The following is a 17,639-nucleotide window of genomic DNA, read 5'->3' on the forward strand; positions in this document are numbered from 1 at the left end:
GACGTGCGACGGCGCGCGTGCGCGTCGCCGACCGGTCACGCGTCGCTCGCCACCCGGTCACCCGACGCCTCGCCGCCCGGCACGGCTGCCGCGCTCGGCTCGGGCAGCGCCACCGGCAGGTAGTACAGCCCGCGCTCGTCCTCGAAGACGCGCGCGAGCAGCGTCGCCCCCTCCGGCACGAAGGCGTCGACGTCGACGTGGCCGTCGGTCGGGGCGAGGGCCCGCACCGCGAACGCGGGGATGAGGCCCTGCCGCCCCTCGGCGTCGACGGCGAGCGCGTAGCGCGGCCCCGTCGAGCGCACCGTGACGTCGCGGATCGGGATGCGCCCGGACTCCCCGCGCGGACGCTCGGACGCGGGCTCCGCCGTGGCGACGTCGAACTCGCCCGCGAGGTCGTCGGCGAGCCGGTCGACCTCGGCGAGCAGGTTCGCCATCGTGCGCCCCACCGACCGGTGGAAGCCGCTCGGGCGCAGCCCGCCACCCGGCTTGTAGAGATCCTCGTGCGTCAGCTCGCCCCACGCATCCTGCACGCGCGTCTTGATCTGCACCTCGACGGCCACGACCGTCGCGCCGGCCGGCGTCGGCACGTCGACGTCGAGCAGCATGTGGATGGCGCGGTAGCCGGAGGGCTTCGGCTCGGCGACGTAGTCGCGCACCTCGACGACCTGGATGCCGCGCGCCCGCGCCGCCGTGACGTCGGCGGCCAGCAGCGTCTGGTCGCGCGTCGACTTGCAGAGCACCTTCACGCCGACGACGTCGCGCACGAGCTCCTCGACCTGCTCGGGGGTGACGTCGGCGAGCTCGAGCTCGGTCACGGCACGCGTGAGCCGGTCGAGCGTGCGCGCCTCGTCCTTGATGCGGCCGGGCACGACGACGAGCCGCATGCGGTCGGCGTCGGCGAGCAGCGCGTCCGCGCGCTCGTCGAGCCACCCCTCGACCATGCCCATCGCGGCATCCCACGCATCGGCGCGCGTCGCGTACGCGCGCCGGACGGCCTCGATCGGCTGGGGCACGAGGGAGCTCCTCTCGGGATGCGGTGCGCCGACCCTAGCGGACCTGGCGCACCTCGAACTGACGACGCGGGTGCGCGTACGCGTCCTGCGCCTCGACGAGCCGCAGCTCGCGCTCGCCGGAGTCGAGCGTCGTCTGCAGCAGGTCGAACACGCTCGACACCGTCGCCTCGAGCGCATCCCATGCCGAGCCCGACGTGCGGTAGTGCGCCGTGAAGAGCGCGGCCGTGACGTCGCCGGAGCCGTTGGCCTTGAAGGGCAGGAAGGGCGTCTGCACGATCCACGCGCCCTCGTCGTCGGCGACGAGCGTCTCGATGGTGCCCTCGGGTCGGTCCGGGCGCTCGACGCTCGTCACGAGCACCGTGCGCGGCCCCATGTCGCGGGCGCGGTCGACCGACTCGAGCGTCTCCTCGAGCGTCGAGGGCTCGGTGCCCGTCAGGAAGCCGAGCTCGAACTGGTTCGGGGCGATGACGTCGGCGTGCGGCACGACGCGCTCGCGGATGAGGGCGGGGATGGCGGGCGCGACGAAGCAGCCCGACCGCGCGTTGCCCATCACGGGGTCGCACGTGTAGGTCGCGGCGGGGTTGAGGGCCTTCGTGCGCTGCACGGCGTCGACGACGACGTCGACGATCGCCTCGCCGCCGAGGTAGCCCGAGAGCACGGCGTCGACCTGCGCGAGGGCGCCGCGCTCCTCGACGCCGAGGATGACGTCTGCGACGTCGCTCGCGGGCAGCAGCGGCCCGCGCCAGGCACCGTAGCCCGTGTGGTTCGAGAACACGACCGTCGAGACGGGCCACACCTCGTGCCCCAGCCGCTGCAGCGGGAACACGGCGGCCGAGTTGCCGACGTGGCCGTACGCGACCGACGACTGGATCGACAGGATCTTCATCCTCCGATCGTCCCACGCCTGCGCGCACGCGATGCAATCGGGCGACGCGACCGGGCGTCGCGTCGCGTCCGTGCGCGGTCGCTCAGCCGGCGGTCGCGGCCTCGACGAGGCTGCCCTGCGCGTATCCGAGCCAGTCGACGACCGCCTGGAACTGCGCGAGGTCGTCGGCGGTGAGGTCGAGGTGGCTCTCGGGGCCCTCCGCGACGCGCGTGTGCAGCACGATCCGGATGTCGCCGATGCCCGCGAGCCACGCATCCACCGACTCCTGCTGCACCGACACGCGCACGCGCTCGTCGGCGACGGTCGACTGCGCCGCGAGGTCGCGGGCCATCGTGCGCTGACGGTCGAGGCGCAGCGCCGCCTGGTCGTCGGACGTGAGCCTGCGGAACTCCTCAGCGAGCCCGTCGTCCTCGTAGGCGTCGGGGAAGAGGCGCGCGACGACGGGGTCGGCGAGGTCGGCCTCGCCGTCGCGCACCGCCACGAACACCTGGCGCACCTGCGACACGAGGCGCGTGAGCATCGTCGCCTCGTCGGCGGTGAGCTCGAGCACGAGGCTGTCGCCATCGCGTCGCCACGGCCTCATTCGACGCGCTCCAGCGTCGCGAGCAGCCCGTAGCCGTGCATGGCGGCGACGTGGAGCTCCTGCTGCTCGCGGCCGCCGACCGACACGATCGCGCGGCCCTTCGTGTGCACCTGCAGCATGAGGCGCTCCGCCTTCTGCTCGTCGAAGCCGAAGTAGGTGCGGAAGACGTACGTGACGTACGTCATGAGGTTCACCGGGTCGTCCCACACGACGGTCACCCAGTCGCCGTCGGCTGCCGACAGCGTCGCGTCGTCGACCTCGAGGTCGACGCTCGTCGCGGTGCCCTGCATGCATCGACCCTATGCACGACGCGGGTGGCACGTCACGGGGGCGTGCCGCATCCGCGTGGATGGGCTAGCGTGCGGCGCCGACGACCGTGCGCTGCTCGTGCGTCTCGAGCCGGCGCAGGGATGCGCTGCGGCGGTCGAGCAGCACGCTCACGACGGCGAGGCCGAGGCCCGCGGCCGCGAGCAGCACGCCCACCCAGCCGGGGGCGAGGTAGCCGAGGCCCGCGCCGATGACGGCGCCGCCGACGGCGGCGCCGAGCGCGTTGCCCACGTTGAACGCCGCATGGTTCATCGCGGCGCCGAGCAGCTCGGCCTCGCCGGCGATCTGGATGATGCGCGACTGGATCGACGGGATGAGCATCGACGTCGACAGGCCGATGAGGAACGCGAGCACGAAGAGCGCGACGGGCTCGCCGCCCAGCACGGAGTAGAGGCCCATGACGGGGATGACGGCGAGGAAGCCGCCGAGCATCGTGGGCACGAGGGCCCGGTCGCCGAGGACGCCGCCGAGGACGTTGCCGATCGTCATGCCGATGCCGAGCGTCGCGAGCACCCACGGGACGACGCCCTCGGGGAGGCCGGCGACGCGCGTGACCGTCTCGGCGATGTACGAGTAGATGGCGAAGAAGCCGCCGAAGCCCACGGCGCCGACCGCGAGCATGAGCCAGAGGCGGCCGCTGCGCAGCGCGGAGAGCTCGCGCATCGGGTTGCGTGCGGGGTTGCCCTCGACCTGGGGCAGCGTGCGGAACGCGAGGACGAGCGTGAGCGCGAAGATGCCCGCGATGGCGACGTACGACCAGCGCCACCCGGCGGTCTGGCCGAGCCAGGTGCCGAGCGGCACGCCGATCACGTTGGCGACGGTGAGGCCCGAGAGCGCGAGGGCGACGCCCGCGCCCTGGCGGCCGGGGCCCATGATGCGGGCGGCGAGCAGCGACGCGACGCCGAAGTACGCGCCGTGGGGGAGCCCGGAGACGAAGCGCGACAGCATCGTCAGCTCGAACGACGGCATGAGGGCGCTCGACAGGTTCGCGATCGTGAAGGCTGCGGCGAGGATGAGCACGAGGCGCGTCTGCGACATGCGCGCGGCGAGCACCGCGATCGCGGGCGCGCCCACGACGACGCCGAGCGCGTAGGCCGAGATCAGCCAGCCCGCGGTCTGGATGCCGCGCTCGGGGTTCGCGGCGAAGCCGTCGACGAGCTCGTCGCCGATGAGCGGCAGGAGGCCCATGGATGCGAACTCGGTCGTGCCGATGCCGAAGCCGCCGAGGGCGAGCGCGAGGAGCGCGAGGACGCGACGGGTGGGGGTGAGCTGCTGCATGGCGGGGTCTCCGTGAGGTGCGTGGGGACAGGGCTGTGCAGCGCTGCGCACCTCCATCGTATTCCGTCGCCGATCCGCCACGCGGGCGCGGCGAGCCTCGCCGGCTCGACGTCGCGACGCGACGTCGGCTAAGGTGAGGGTTGCCTTACCGCCTCCCCTCTCCCGCAAGGAGCTCCCGCATGGCCGGACCCGCGCGCGTCGCCGCCGTCGCACCGCACTTCGTCGAGCTCGAGGTGCTCGGCACCGAGCAGATCTCCCCGCACCTGCGTCGCGTGACGCTCGGCGGCGAGGACGTCGCGAGCATGACGCCGCAGGGCTACGACCAGTGGTTCCGGTTCTTCATGCGGCGGCCCGGCCAGGATGCCCTGCACGTGCCCACGAGCCCGAAGCAGTGGTTCCCGCAGTACCTCCTCATGCAGGAGGCGAACCGGCCCCACATCCGCAACTACACGATCCGCGCCTTCCGCCGCGACGTGCAGGAGCTCGACATCGACTTCGTCGTGCACGAGGACCCGGGCCCCGGCGCCCAGTGGTCGATCGACGCGAAGGTCGGCGAGCGCGCCGCGCTGCTCGACGAGGGGCTGCTCTACAACGACGAGGGCGTCGAGGGCGACGTGCTCATGGTCGGCGACGAGTCGGTCATCCCCGCCATCGCGGGCGTGTGCGGCTCCATCGATCGGGCGACGCGCGGCATCGCCGTCATCGAGGTCGGCCACGCCGACGACGTGCAGGAGCTCGGTCAGCCCGACGGCGTCGACGTGCACTGGGTGCAGCGCCGCGCCGGCGAGCGCGAGGGGCAGGCCGGCCTGCGTGCGCTCGCCGACCTCGACCTGCCCGGCGAGGTCGCCTACGCGTACGCCGCAGGCGAGCAGTCGCTCGCGACCGGCGCCCGCCGCCACCTCGTGAAGCATCGCGGGGTCGACAAGGCCAACGTGACGTTCACGGGCTACTGGCGCCTCGGCAAGGCCTACGTGTCCTGACGCATCCTGCGGCCTCCGTGCCCCGCATCCGACGAGAGCCCCGGTGAAGAACCGGGGTTCTTGTCGTCTCGGCAAGGCCGCGCCGTGCTCGCACCCGGTTCGCGCCCACGGCGACGCACCGGCCGAGAGGATGGGGATGCGGCGACATCCGCCGCAGGACGAGGAGCGAAGAGCGAGTGACGGACGCAGTGCAGCGATCCCAGGACGCATGGTTGAAGCGCGTCGCGACGGCCGAGTCGGCCATCCCCCTCATCGGCAGGCTGTACCGCGAGCGGAACGTCATCCCGCACGTGCACGGTCGCAAGATCATCAACCGCTCGGCGCTCGAGGTGCTGCGCGCGCACCGGTGGGCGCGCCGCGTCAGCGACGTCGAGCTCGACGTCGCCCAGTCGCTGCTCGCGCTGCAGATCGCCGACGAGCAGGGCCTGCAGGGGGTCTCGCTCGACCTCGGCCGCCTGCTCGACGGCGCGCCAGACGCGGCCGCCGACCTCGAGGCGTACGTGCGCGACGCGCTCGGCTCGCTGCAGTCGTGGGAGCACCAGGAGCCCACCGACGTCGTGCTCTACGGCTTCGGCCGCATCGGCCGACTCCTCGCGCGCATCCTCGTCGGCCACGCGGGCAACGGCCTCGGGCTGCGGCTGCGGGCGATCGTCGTGCGCTCCGGCGGCGAGCACGACCTCGACAAGCGCGCGAACCTGCTGCGTCGCGACTCGGTGCACGGGCCGTTCGACGGCACGATCCAGGTCGACCACGAGGCGGGGACGATCCTCGCGAACGGCACCCTCATCCAGGTCATCCACTCCGACGACCCGTCGACGGTCGACTACGAGGCGCACGGCATCCGCGGCGCGATCGTCGTCGACAACACGGGACGCTGGCGCGACGAGGCCGGGCTCGCGCAGCACCTGCAGGCGCGAGGCGTCGCGCGCGTGCTGCTCACGGCCCCCGGCAAGGGCCCGCTGAAGAACGTCGTGTTCGGCATCAACCACGACATGATCGCCGCCGACGACCGCATCGTCACGGCCGCGTCGTGCACCACGAACGCCATCACGCCCGTGCTGAAGGTGCTGCACGACGCGTACGGCATCGAGCACGGCCACGTCGAGACGGTGCACTCGTACACGAACGACCAGAACCTCATCGACAACTTCCACAAGGGCGACCGGCGGGGGCGCTCGGCGGCGCTCAACATGGTGCTGACCGAGACCGGGGCCGCGAAGGCCGTCGCGAAGGCGCTGCCGGAGCTCGAGGGGCGCCTCACGGGCAACGCGATCCGCGTGCCGACGCCCGACGTGTCGATGGCGATCCTCAACCTCACGCTCGACGAGCCCGTCGAGCGCGACCAGGTGAACGAGCTCCTGCGCCGCGCGTCGCTCAAGGGCCGGCTGCGCACGCAGATCGACTTCGTCGACTCGCCGGAGGTCGTCTCGACCGACTTCGTCGGCAACAACCGCGCCGGCATCGTCGACGGGCTCGCGACGATCGCGACCGGCAGGCACCTCGTCGTGTACGTCTGGTACGACAACGAGTACGGCTACTCGTCGCAGGTGGTGCGCGTGCTCGAGCACATGGCCGAGCAGATGCAGGCGGCTCGCGTCGAGCGCCCGCGGGCGGGGGCCATCGCGGGCGCGTGAGCCTGCCGCGCACCTGAGACGCCCTCAGGGTTCGCCACGCCCGAGGGCGCCCGCCGGACCAACCCGAGACGCCGACCGCCCCGAACGACGTCGTGTGCCCAGCCGGGCACGCGACGCTCAGGAGGGAATCCCATGCAGAAGACCACGCGAGCCATGAGCGGTGCCGTCGCGGCAGCCGCGCTCACCGTCACCGGACTCGCCATCGGCGGACCGGCGGCCATGGCGTCCGATGGCACCTCCGCAGCGGCCTCCTCGTCGTACGCCGCAGGCCTCACCTCGTCGGACGCCGCCACGACCTCGTCGCCCGCGCTCATCCAGGGGCCGCTCATCACCGGCCCGCTCGTCGACGTCGGCGGCATCCTGAACTTCCTGCAGATCGGTCAGTTCCAGTAGGCCTCGCGCCTCCACCGACCCACCACAGGACGAACGGAGCCCCGCGCACCGCGCGGGGCTCCGTCATCAGGAGCACCACGACGTGACGAGCACGAAGCCCGAGAACGACCGCACCGAGACCGATCGCACCGCGACGAGCGACGCCGCCGAGCGCATGCCGCTCACGGCTGCCCAGCGCGGCATCTGGTACGCCCAGGCGCTCGACGCCGACAACCCCGGCTACGCCATCGGCCAGTACCTCGACCTGCGCGGACGCATCGAGCCGAGGCTCATGCGCATCGCGATGACGAAGGTCGTGGCCGACCTCGACGCCATCAGCATGCGCTTCCGCGAGGACGAGGACGGCCCGTACGGCGTCATCGAGCGGCCCCGGCCCACCGACGACGTGCTCGAGGTCGTCGATCTGCGCGGCACGGATGCGGATGCGGCGTTCGCGCAGGCGCGCGAGCGCATGGACGCCGAGATGGCGACCCCGCGCGACCTCACGGGCGACGACCTCTTCGGCGCCACGCTCTTCCTGCTCGACGGCGACCGCTCGCTGTTCTTCCAGCGTGTGCACCACATCATGCTCGACGGCTACTCGGCCGTCGTCGCGCTGCGCTACCTCGCAGGCGTCTACTCCCGACTCGCGCGGCGCACGCCGGGAGGCCGCCTGCTCGACCTCGCCGCCGCTCCCATCGCCCACCTGGCCGCGAGGGCGCCCTCACCGCTGCCGTCGCTCGACGAGCTGCACGCGACGATCGACGCGTACGAGGCGTCCGACCAGCACGAGGCCGACGCCGAGTTCTGGCGCGAGGCGCTCGCCGACGACGTGGCCGTCGAAGGCCTCGAGGGCACCACGGGCTCCGTCGCCCGCGAGGTCGTGCGCGCGTCCGTCGCGCTCGACGACGCACGAAGCGCGCGCCTCGCCGCGCTCGGCCGCGACCTGCCGAAGACGGTCGTCGGAGTCGCCGCGATGTACATGGCGAAGGTGACGGGCGAGCAGCGCGTGTCGCTCGGCCTCCCCGTCACCGCGCGCCGCGGCGCCGTGGCGAAGACGACGCCGTCGATGCTCTCGAGCATCCTGCCGCTGCGCGTCGACGTCTCGTCGACCGCGACGATCGCAGACACCATCGCCCATGCGGGCGACGTCGTGCGCGGAGCCGTGCAGCACCAGCGCTTCCGCACCGAGACCATCGAGGGCGCGCCGACGCACGCCGGCCCGTCGATCAACCTGCTGCCCGTCATCGACGCGCTCCGCTTCGGCGACGCGACCGGCGAGGTGCAGATCCTCTCGACCGGCCCCGTGCACGACCTGTCGATCGTGCTCTCCGGCCTCGAGAGCGACGCCGCGGAGCCGACGCTGCAGCTCGAGGGCGACGCCGAGCTGCACACGCGCGAGACCCTGCTCGAGCATGCCGACCGCCTGCTCGCTCTGCTCGACGCGGCGATCGCCGCGCCGAGCGGCATCGTCGCCGACGCGTCCATCGTGAGCGGCGAGGAGTCGCAGACGCTCGTCGCGCAGGGCGCGGGTGCGCAGGTCGCGCTCGAGCCGCAGACGGTGCTGGAGGCGTTCGCCGACGTCGCCCGCGCCCGTCCGCACGACCCGGCGGTCGTCGCCGACGACGGCATGGTGACCTTCGCGATGCTCGACGCCGACGCGACGCGCCTCGCGCACCACCTCGTCGCCGAGGGCGTCGAGCCGGGCGCCCGCGTCGCCGTGCGCATCGAGCGCAGCGTCGCGCTGCCCACGCTCGTCCTCGCGGTGCTGCGCGCAGGCGGTGCCTACGTGCCGCTCGACCCCGAGTACCCCATCGACCGCGTCGCCGGGATGATCGAGGACTCGGCGCCCGTGCTGCTGCTCACGAGCACGAGCCAGCTCGAGCGCGACCGTGCAGCGGGGGCGACGTGGGCGGTGCCCGCGCTCGCGATCGACGCAGACACCGCCACGTGGCGCAGGCAGGGCGACGACGCGTCGACGCTGCCCGTCGCCGCCGCGAGCGACCTCGCGTACGTGGTCTTCACCTCCGGCAGCACCGGGCGGCCCAAGGGCGTCGGCGTCGACCGGCTCGCGCTGCGGAACCTCTTCCAGCAGCACCGCGCCGAGATGTTCGACCCCGCGGCCGAGCGGCTCGGCCGACCCGTGCGCGTCGCGCACACGGCGGGCCTGTCGTTCGACGCGGCCTGGGATCCGCTGCTGTGGCTCTTCGCGGGCCACGAGCTGCACATGATCGACGACGACGCGCGTCGCGACCCCGAGCGGCTCGTCGAGCACCTCGCGCGGCACCGCATCGACGCCATCGAGACGACGCCGTCGTTCGCCGAGGCGCTGCTCGCCGCCGGCATGCTCGACGCCGAGCGCCATCCGACGGAGATCGCCCTCGGCGGCGAGGCCGTCGGCCCCGCGCTGTGGGATGCGCTCGCCGCCCGCGACGACGTCCACGCCGTGAACCTCTACGGTCCGACCGAGACCACCGTCGACAGCCTCGTCGCCATCATCCGCCCCGGCGAGCAGCCGCACATCGGCACGTCGGTGCGCAACAGCCGCCACTACGTCCTCGACGCCACCCTCACGCCGGTGCCCGACCGCGCCGTCGGCGAGCTCTACCTCGCCGGCACGAACGTCGCGCGCGGCTACGTCGGACAGCCGGGCCTCAGCGCCGAGCGCTTCGTCGCCGACCCGTTCGCGAGCGACGGCTCGCGCATGTACCGCACGGGCGACGTCGTGCGCCGTCGCCGCGACGGCTCGCTGCGCTTCGTCGGGCGCATCGACGATCAGGTCAAGATCCGCGGCTACCGCGTGGAGCTCGACGAGGTCGAGGCCGCCATGCGCCGCCAGCTCGGCGTGACGCGAGCAGCCGCCGTCGTCGTCGGCGAGGGCGCCGCAGCGCGCATCGTCGGCTACGTCACCGGCGACGGCGACCTCGACGGGCTCGGCGCCGCCGTGAAGGAGGGCATGCGCAGGTCGGTGCCCGACTACATGGTGCCCTCGACCATCATGGCGCTCGCCGACATGCCGATGACGCCCAACGGCAAGCTCGACCGCCGAGCGCTGCCGAAGCCCGAGCGCTCGAGCGCCGACCCCGCGCAGCAGCCGCGCACGGCGGTGCAGCGGATCGTCGCGGAGGCGTTCGCCGAGGTGCTGGAGGTCGCGTCCGTCGGCATCGACGAGGACTTCTTCGCAGCGGGCGGCCACTCGCTGCTCGCCACGCGCCTCGCGTCGCGGCTCGCCGACCGGCTCGAGCGCTCCGTGACGGTGCGCGACGTGTTCGAGCACCCGACCGTCGCATCCCTCGCCGCGCGCGTCGGCGACGCGTCGGCCGACGACCGCCCCTCGCGCTTGTCGCGCGCGACGCGGCCCGACCCGATGCCCGTGTCGCTCGCGCAGCGCCGCCTGTGGTTCCTGAACCGGCTCGAGCCCGACTCGGCCGCCTACTCGATCCCCGTCGTGCTCGAGCTCGACGGCCGGCTCGACGTGGGTGCGCTGCGCGCCGCGTTCGTCGACGTCGCGATGCGGCACGAGCCGCTGCGCACCGTCGTGCCGCTCGTCGGCGACGAGCCCGTGCAGCGCATCCTCGAGGGCGCGGCCGCCGAGCCGCCGTTCGTCGCGATCGACGTGCCCGAGTCGCGCGTCGACGACGTCGTGCGCCAGGAGGCCCTGCGCCCGTTCGACGTCACGACCGAGACGCCGCTGCGCGCCGTGCTGCTGCGCGTCGCCCCCGAGCGCCACGTGCTCGTCGCCACCATGCACCACATCGCGTCCGACGGCTGGTCGCTCGCGCCGTTCGCGCGCGACCTCGGCACCGCGTACGTCGCGCGCGCACGCGGCGAGGAGCCCGGATGGGCGCCGCTGCCCGTCGACTACGCCGACTTCGCGCTGTGGCAGCGCGAGCACCTCGGCGACGCGAGCGACCCGTCGAGCGAGCTGGCGCGCCAGCTCGACCATTGGCGCCGCACCCTCGAGGGCGCACCCGACGAGATCGCGCTGCCGCGCGACCGCGCACGCGGTGCCGCCGACGCCTCGGACCCGGCGCAGCACGGCGTGGGGGAGGTGTCGCTCGAGCTCGACGCCGCGCGCCACGCCGCCGTGCGCGAGCTGGCGAGCGAGCACCGCACGAGCCTGTTCATCGTGCTGCACGCCGCGGTCGCAGCCATGCTCGAGCAGCAGGGCGCAGGCGACGACGTCGTGGTCGGCACGCCCGTCGCCGGCCGCTCCGACCCGCAGCTCGACGACCTCGTCGGGTTCTTCGTGAACACCGTCGTGCTGCGCACGTCGCTCGCGGGCGATCCCGCGCTCGGCGAGTTGCTCGAGCGCGTCCGCGCGAGCAACACCGAGGCGTACGCGCACCAGGACGTGCCCTTCGACGCCGTCGTGGATGCGCTGCGCCCGCCGCGCGTCGCCGACCGGCCCCCGCTGTTCCAGGTGCTCCTCACGCTGCAGTCGACCGAGCCGGCGACGCTGTCGCTCGGCGACGTCGACGTGACGGTGCCCGGGCAGATGACGAGCGCGGGCGTGAAGGCCGACCTGCTCGTCGACGTCACGACGCCGGAGGGCGACGACGGACCGCTCGTCGCGACCCTCGGCTACGACCGCGCCCTCTTCGACGCCGCGACCGCCGAGCGGATGCGCGACGCGCTCGACCGCGTGCTCGCCGCATTCGTCGACGCGCCGCACCGGCGCGTGTCGGACATCCCCGCCGTCGACGCCGAGACGATGCGCGTCCTCGAGCGCCAGGCGCACGGCCGCAGCGCCGACGTGCGCGGCACGGTGCTCGACCGCCTCGCCGCGACGGTCGACGCGCAGCCCGAGGCGTCGGCGCTCGTCGACGCGTCCGGTGCGACGACCTTCGCCGAGCTCGGCGCTCGCGTCGATCGCCTCGCGGCGGGGCTCGCGGCGCTCGGCGTCGCGCACGGCGACCGCGTCGCGATCGCGATGCCGCGCACGTCGGACGCCATCGCGCTCGTGCTCGGCGCGCTCCGCGCCGGCGCCGTGGCCGTGCCGGTCGACGTCGCCTACCCCGATGCCCGCATCGCGCAGATCCTCGACGGCGCCGACGCGAGCGTGCTCGTGACGGCGGAGGCGGAGCGTCTCGCGGGGCTCGCGCTGGCAGGGCGCGCACCGCGCATCGTCGCGGTCGCCGAGGTCGACGCCGCAGGCCAGGGCGCACCGGTGCCGAGCGCGCCGGCCGAGACGGACGTGGCCTACCTCGTCTACACGTCCGGCACCACGGGGGCGCCGAAGGGCGTGCAGGTGGCGCACGCCGCGCTCGCGACCGTGCTCGCGCAGCACGAGGAGGCGATGATCGCTCCCGTGCGCGACCGGCTGCACCGGGCGCCGCGCATGCTGCACCTGTCCGGCCTCGGCTTCGACGCCGCATGGGACCCGATCCTGTGGCTCGTCGCCGGCACGACGCTCGAGGTCGCCGACGAGGCGACGCGCATCGACGCCGAGGCCGTCGTGCGCGCGATCGTCGAGCACGACGTCGACGTGCTCGAGACGACGCCGTCGTACGTGCAGCAGCTGAGCGTCGTCGGCCTCGTCGACGCCGTCGAGCGCCGCGGCACGCCCCTCACGGTCGCGGTCGGCGGCGAGGCCATCGCGCAGTCGCTGTGGGACCGCCTCGCGGCGTCCGACGCCATCGACGGCTGGAACCTGTACGGTCCCAGCGAGTCGACGGTCGACGCCGTCGTCGCACGCATCGAGCCCGGCGCCGTCACGATCGGCGCGCCGGTCGCCGGCGTGACCGCACGCGTGCTCGACCGCATGCTGCAGCCCGTGCCGCACGGCGTCGAGGGCGAGCTCTACCTCTCGGGCGCGACGCTCGCGCACGGCTACCGCGGCCGCGCGGGCGAGACCGCCTCGCGCTTCGTCGCCGATCCCGCCGGCGACGGCACCCGCATGTACCGCACCGGCGACGTCGTGCGTCGCCGCGTCACGGGCGAGCTCGAGTTCCTGCGACGCGACGACGACCAGGTCAAGCTGCGCGGCTACCGCATCGAGGTCGGCGACGTCGCCCGATCGCTCGAGCGCGTCGACGGCGTCGAGACGGCGCTCGCGCGCGTCGTCGCACCCGGCGGCCCCGACACCGCCCGCCTCGTCGCGTGGGTCGTCGGCGACGTGGATGCGGATGCCGTGCGCCGCGCCGCCGCCGACGAGCTGCCCGACGCCATGGTGCCGACGGCGATCGCCGTCATCGACGCGCTGCCGCTCACGCCGAACGGCAAGGTCGACGTCGCGGCGCTGCCCGAGCCGACGGCGAGCGCAGGCTCGCGTGAGCCCTCCACCGACGACGAGCGCGCCGTCGCCCGCATCGTCGGCGACGTGCTCGGCGTGCACGACGTGGGGCTCGACGACGACTTCTTCGCGCTCGGCGGGCACTCGCTGCTCGCGGTGTCGCTCATGGGTCGCATCCGCGACGAGCTCGGCGCCACGCTCCCGCTGCGCACGATCTTCGACGCGCCCACGCCCGCCGGGCTGCTCGCAGCCATCGGATCGGGCGCGGCCCTCGCCGACGACGGGCCGCGCGCCGCCGCGGCACCCGCGCTGCGCGCGTGGGCCGCCGAGCATCCGCGCGTCGAGGGCGAGCCACTGCCGCTGTCGCCGAACCAGGCGCGGCTGTGGTTCCTCAACCGACTCGACTCGTCCTCCGCCGAGTACGGGGTCGTGCTGCAGGCGACGTTCGAGGGCGACCTCGACGTCGAGGCGCTGCGTGCAGCGATCGACGACCTCGTCGTGCGGCACGAGGTGCTGCGCACCACCTATCCGGAGGTCGACGGCCAGCCGGTGCAGCGCATCCACCCGCCGACGCGCGGCGTGCTCGGCGACGAGCCCGTCGACACGACGGCGGGCTTCGACCTCGCCGTCGACCTGCCGGTGCGCGCCGCGCTCGTCGCGACGGGCGACGCACGGTGGCGACTCGACCTCGTCATCCACCACATCGCCACCGACGGCGCCTCGCTCGCGCCGCTCGCACGCGACGTCGCGACGGCCTACGCCGCCCGCGCGGGCGGCACGGCGCGGGCGCAGCGCCCGCTCGCCGTGCAGTACGCCGACCACGCCCGCATGCAGCGTGCGCTCGAGGAGGCGGACGGCGGCAGGCACGACGCCTCGCTCGCGTCGTGGACCGAGCGGCTCGCCGGGATCCCCGACGAGCTCGAGCTGCCGGCCGACGGACGCCGACCGGAGTCGACGGCGCGCGCCGCGCGGCAGCTGACGTTCACGATCCCCACGGACGTCGCCACCGGCGTGCAGTCGGCGGCGGGGCTCGCGCAAGCGACGGGCTTCCACGCGTGGCTCGCGGGCCTCGCGGGGTTCCTGCACCGCATCGGCGCAGGCGACGACGTCGTGATCGGATCGCCCTCCGCCGGCCGCTCGGATCCCGACGTCGCCGACCTCGTCGGCTTCTTCGTGAACACGCTGCCGCTGCGCCTCGACCTCGCCGACGCGCCCACGCTCGTCGAGGCGATCGAGCGCGCCCGCGCCGCGACGCTGCACGCCATCGAGCACGAGGCGGTGCCCTTCGAGCGCATCGTCGAGGCCATGGCGCCCGAGCGCAGGCTCGGCAGGCACCCGCTGTTCCAGACGATGCTGTCGGTGGAGGAGCCCTCGGGCGTTGCGCTCGAGCTGCCCGGCGTCGCGACGACGCCGATGACGCCGGACACGACGGGGTCTGCGAAGGTCGACCTGTCGTTCACGCTGCGGCCCCAGCCGGACGGCTCGGTCGCCGGCGTGCTCGAGCACGACGCGACGATGTTCAGCGACCGCGCCGCGCGCGGCCTCGTCGACCGGTGGATCGCGTTCCTCGCCGCGGCGAGCGACGCACCGCGGCGACCCCTGCGCGACGCCGACGTCGAGCCTCGCGTCGACCGCCTCCACGCATGGACGACCCCCGTCGCCGAGCGACCCGCGCTGCTCGACGAGCTCCTCGCGTCCCTCGCGGCGCGCCCCGACGCCCCCGCGATCGTCGCGCCCGACGCGACGCTCGACGGCGCCGCGCTCGCGGGCCGCGTCGACGCGCTCGCTGCGGGCATCGCCGCGGCGGGCGTCGAGCCCGGTGACGTCGTGGCGCTGCGGCTGCCGCGCTCGAGCGACACGCTCGCGGCGCTGCTCGCCGTGTGGCGCGCCGGTGCCGTCGTCGCGCCCGTCGACGCCGAGCTGCCCCACGACCGCGTCGTGTCGATGCTGCGCACCGCGCGAGCCCGACTCGTCGTGCACGCGGGCGGCGACGACGACCTCGCGGTCGCCACCGCCATGGATGCGGGCGTCGCCGCCGAGCACGTGCTGCCCATCGCGTCGCTCGTGTCGGAGGCCGCGCCGGAGCCGCGCCCCGTGGCGCTCGACGCACCCGCGTACCTCATCTTCACCTCCGGCACGACGGGCGAGCCGAAGGCCGTGCAGGTGCCGCACCGCGCGCTCGCGAGCCTCCTCGCGAGCCACCGCGCGACGCTGCTGCCGGATGCGGCCGAGCGTCGCATCCGCATGGCGCACACGACGGGCGTCGGCTTCGACGCCGCGATGGATCCCGTCGTGTGGCTCGCCGCCGGGCACGAGCTGCACGTGATCGACGACGCGACGCGTCGCGACCCGCAGGCGCTCGTGACGCTGCTCGACGAGCGCGGCATCGGTGCGTGGGAGACGACGCCGAGCTACGTGGCGGCCCTCGCGGCGCAGACGTCGATCGCCGAGGTGCTCGACAGGCGGACCGCATCCGACCCCTTCGTCATGCTGCTCGGTGGCGAGGCGCTCGACGCCGGGCTCTGGCGCTGGCTGCACGAGCGCCCCGCGGTCGAGGCATGGAACCTGTACGGGCCGACCGAGGTGGGCGTCGACTCGATGGTGGCGCGCGTCGCCGACGCGCCGGCACCGGAGCTCGGGGCGACGACGGTCGACGTGGTCGGCTACGTGCTCGACGCGCGTCTTCGGCCCGCGCCCGTCGGCTCCGTCGGCGAGCTGTGGCTCGCGGGCGCGCAGCTCGCCCACGGCTACGCCGGGCAGGCGGGCACGACCGCCGAGCGCTTCGTCGCCGACCCGTTCGCCGCCGACGGCACCCGCATGTATCGCACGGGCGACCTCGTCGTCGTGCGCGACGCGGATGCGGGGGAGCGGCCGAGCGTCGTCTCCCTCGGTCGCAGCGACGGCCAGGTGAAGATCCGCGGCCACCGCGTCGAGCCCGGCGAGGTCGAGGCGCTGCTGCGCGGCGTCGACGGCGTCGCACAGGCCGTCGTACGGCCGATCGACACCGCACGAGGCGCGGCGCTCGGCGCCTGGATCGTCGCCGACGAGGGCTCGGACGCCGACGCGCTCGTCGCAGGGCTCGGCGACCGGCTGCGAGGCCGCGTGCCCGACTACATGGTGCCCGCGGGCGTCGCGGCGATCGACGCCGTGCCGCTCACGCCGAACGGCAAGGTCGACGTGCGCGCGCTGCCCGAGCTGCGCGCGGGCGGCGGCGACGGCCGCGCGCCGGAGGGCGAGGCGGAGGTCGCGATCGCCGCGGCGTTCGCCGACGTGCTCGGCGTCGACGACGTGCGCGCCGACGACTCGTTCTTCGCGCTCGGCGGCCACTCGTTCGTCGCGCAGCCGGCCATCCAGGCCGTCAACGCGGCGCTCGGCGCCGGCCTCCCGGTGCAGTCGCTCTTCCAGGCGCCGACCGTCGCCGGGCTCGCGGCGCTCGTCGCCTCGGGCGGCGCGAGCGTGGCCGAGAGCCTGCGCACGATCCTGCCGCTGCGGCGCGAGGGCGAGGGGGAGCCGGTGTTCGCCGTGCACCCTGCAAGCGGCGTCGCGTGGAAGTTCACGACCTTCGTGTCGCGGCTCGAGACGACGCGGCCCATCCTCGGGGTGCAGATGCCCGGCATCGCGCCCGACGAGGAGGAGCCGCCGACCGCGGCCTCGTTCGACGAGCTGCTCGACGCCTACGTGGCAGCGATCCGCGCCGAGCAGCCGCACGGTCCCTACCACCTGACGGGCTTCTCGTTCGGTGGTCGGCTCGCGCACCACCTCGCCGCTCGCCTGCAGGCGGAGGGCGACGAGGTCGCGCTCCTCGCGGTGCTCGACGCCTACCCGACGCCCGGGTCGGCGCTCGAGGGCGTCGCGCATCCCGACGACATGTGGCGCGGCTTCCTCGACGCGAACGGCGTCGAGCCGCCCGAGGGCGAGCTCGACGTGCATCGCGTGCTCGCGCTGCTCGACGCGGCGGGCAGCCCGCTCGCCGACGTGCCCGCCGAGGCCGTCGAGCGGATGGTGCGGCGCTTCCTGCGCCTCGGCGAGCTGCTCGACGAGGCGCCCGTGCCGGTGTTCGACGGATCGATGCACGTGTTCGCCGCGACCGAGCAGGTGCCCGCCGACCGACCGGAGCCGCACGCGTGGGAGCGCTTCGCGACGGGCGCGGTGACGTCGAGCCTCGTGGGCGCGCGCCATCAGGACATGCTGTCGGACCGTGCGCTCGACGACGTCGGGCCCGTGCTCGACGGCCTGCTGCGGCGCGCCTGAGCGTGCGCCGCAGCGGGCGGGGCGACACGCCCGGGGGCTGAGGACGTTTCGACTTCGAACCATCTCCCGGGGCGATCCGA

General features: G+C 74.4%; 9 protein-coding genes. 4 read left to right on the forward strand and 5 right to left on the reverse strand.

Going from position 1 to position 17,639, the window contains the following annotated elements:
- Positions 1-35: 35 nt before the first annotated feature.
- The 5 genes from ACFQPP_RS04335 to ACFQPP_RS04355 form a co-directional block, all read right to left on the reverse strand.
- The gene (locus ACFQPP_RS04335; protein WP_376915325.1) at positions 36-1,013 is read right to left on the reverse strand and encodes a GTP pyrophosphokinase family protein; all 978 of its coding nucleotides are present in this window, start codon (positions 1,011-1,013) and stop codon (positions 36-38) included.
- A 34-nt stretch (positions 1,014-1,047) separates the two neighbouring features.
- A complete protein-coding gene (pdxY, locus tag ACFQPP_RS04340; protein ID WP_376915326.1) occupies positions 1,048-1,899 on the reverse strand; it encodes a pyridoxal kinase PdxY in 852 nt (283 codons plus the stop codon).
- Positions 1,900-1,981: 82 nt separating this feature from the next.
- The gene (locus ACFQPP_RS04345) at positions 1,982-2,482 is read right to left on the reverse strand and encodes a DUF2017 family protein (RefSeq protein ID WP_376915327.1); all 501 of its coding nucleotides are present in this window, start codon (positions 2,480-2,482) and stop codon (positions 1,982-1,984) included.
- Positions 2,479-2,772 carry an ATP-dependent Clp protease adapter ClpS gene (gene clpS, locus ACFQPP_RS04350; protein ID WP_376915328.1) on the reverse strand — a complete coding sequence of 98 codons (294 nt, stop codon included), beginning with the start codon at positions 2,770-2,772 and terminating at the stop codon, positions 2,479-2,481. Before clpS ends, ACFQPP_RS04345 begins: the two co-directional genes overlap by 4 nt.
- A 64-nt stretch (positions 2,773-2,836) precedes the next feature.
- Positions 2,837-4,087: an MFS transporter gene (locus tag ACFQPP_RS04355; protein ID WP_376915329.1), complete on the reverse strand. Its 1,251-nt coding sequence runs from the start codon at positions 4,085-4,087 to the stop codon at positions 2,837-2,839.
- Between the two features lie 179 nt (positions 4,088-4,266).
- Between ACFQPP_RS04355 and ACFQPP_RS04360 the strand changes: the two genes are divergently transcribed.
- The 4 genes from ACFQPP_RS04360 to ACFQPP_RS04375 all read left to right on the forward strand — a co-directional run bounded on the left by ACFQPP_RS04360 (position 4,267) and on the right by ACFQPP_RS04375 (position 17,559).
- On the forward strand, positions 4,267-5,067 hold the full coding sequence (locus ACFQPP_RS04360) for a siderophore-interacting protein (RefSeq protein ID WP_376915330.1): 801 nt from the start codon (positions 4,267-4,269) through the stop codon (positions 5,065-5,067).
- A gap of 176 nt (positions 5,068-5,243) precedes the next feature.
- Positions 5,244-6,701, forward strand: a complete 1,458-nt coding sequence (locus tag ACFQPP_RS04365; protein WP_376915331.1) for a glyceraldehyde-3-phosphate dehydrogenase — start codon at positions 5,244-5,246, stop codon at positions 6,699-6,701.
- A 132-nt stretch (positions 6,702-6,833) separates the two neighbouring features.
- Positions 6,834-7,094, forward strand: a complete 261-nt coding sequence (locus tag ACFQPP_RS04370) for a hypothetical protein (protein ID WP_376915332.1) — start codon at positions 6,834-6,836, stop codon at positions 7,092-7,094.
- Between the two features lie 82 nt (positions 7,095-7,176).
- Positions 7,177-17,559 carry an amino acid adenylation domain-containing protein gene (locus ACFQPP_RS04375; RefSeq protein WP_376915333.1) on the forward strand — a complete coding sequence of 3,461 codons (10,383 nt, stop codon included), beginning with the start codon at positions 7,177-7,179 and terminating at the stop codon, positions 17,557-17,559.
- The last annotated feature ends 80 nt before the right edge of the window (positions 17,560-17,639 follow it).

This window comes from Agrococcus sp. GCM10030265 (assembly GCF_042666675.1).
Lineage (GTDB): Bacteria > Actinomycetota > Actinomycetes > Actinomycetales > Microbacteriaceae > Agrococcus.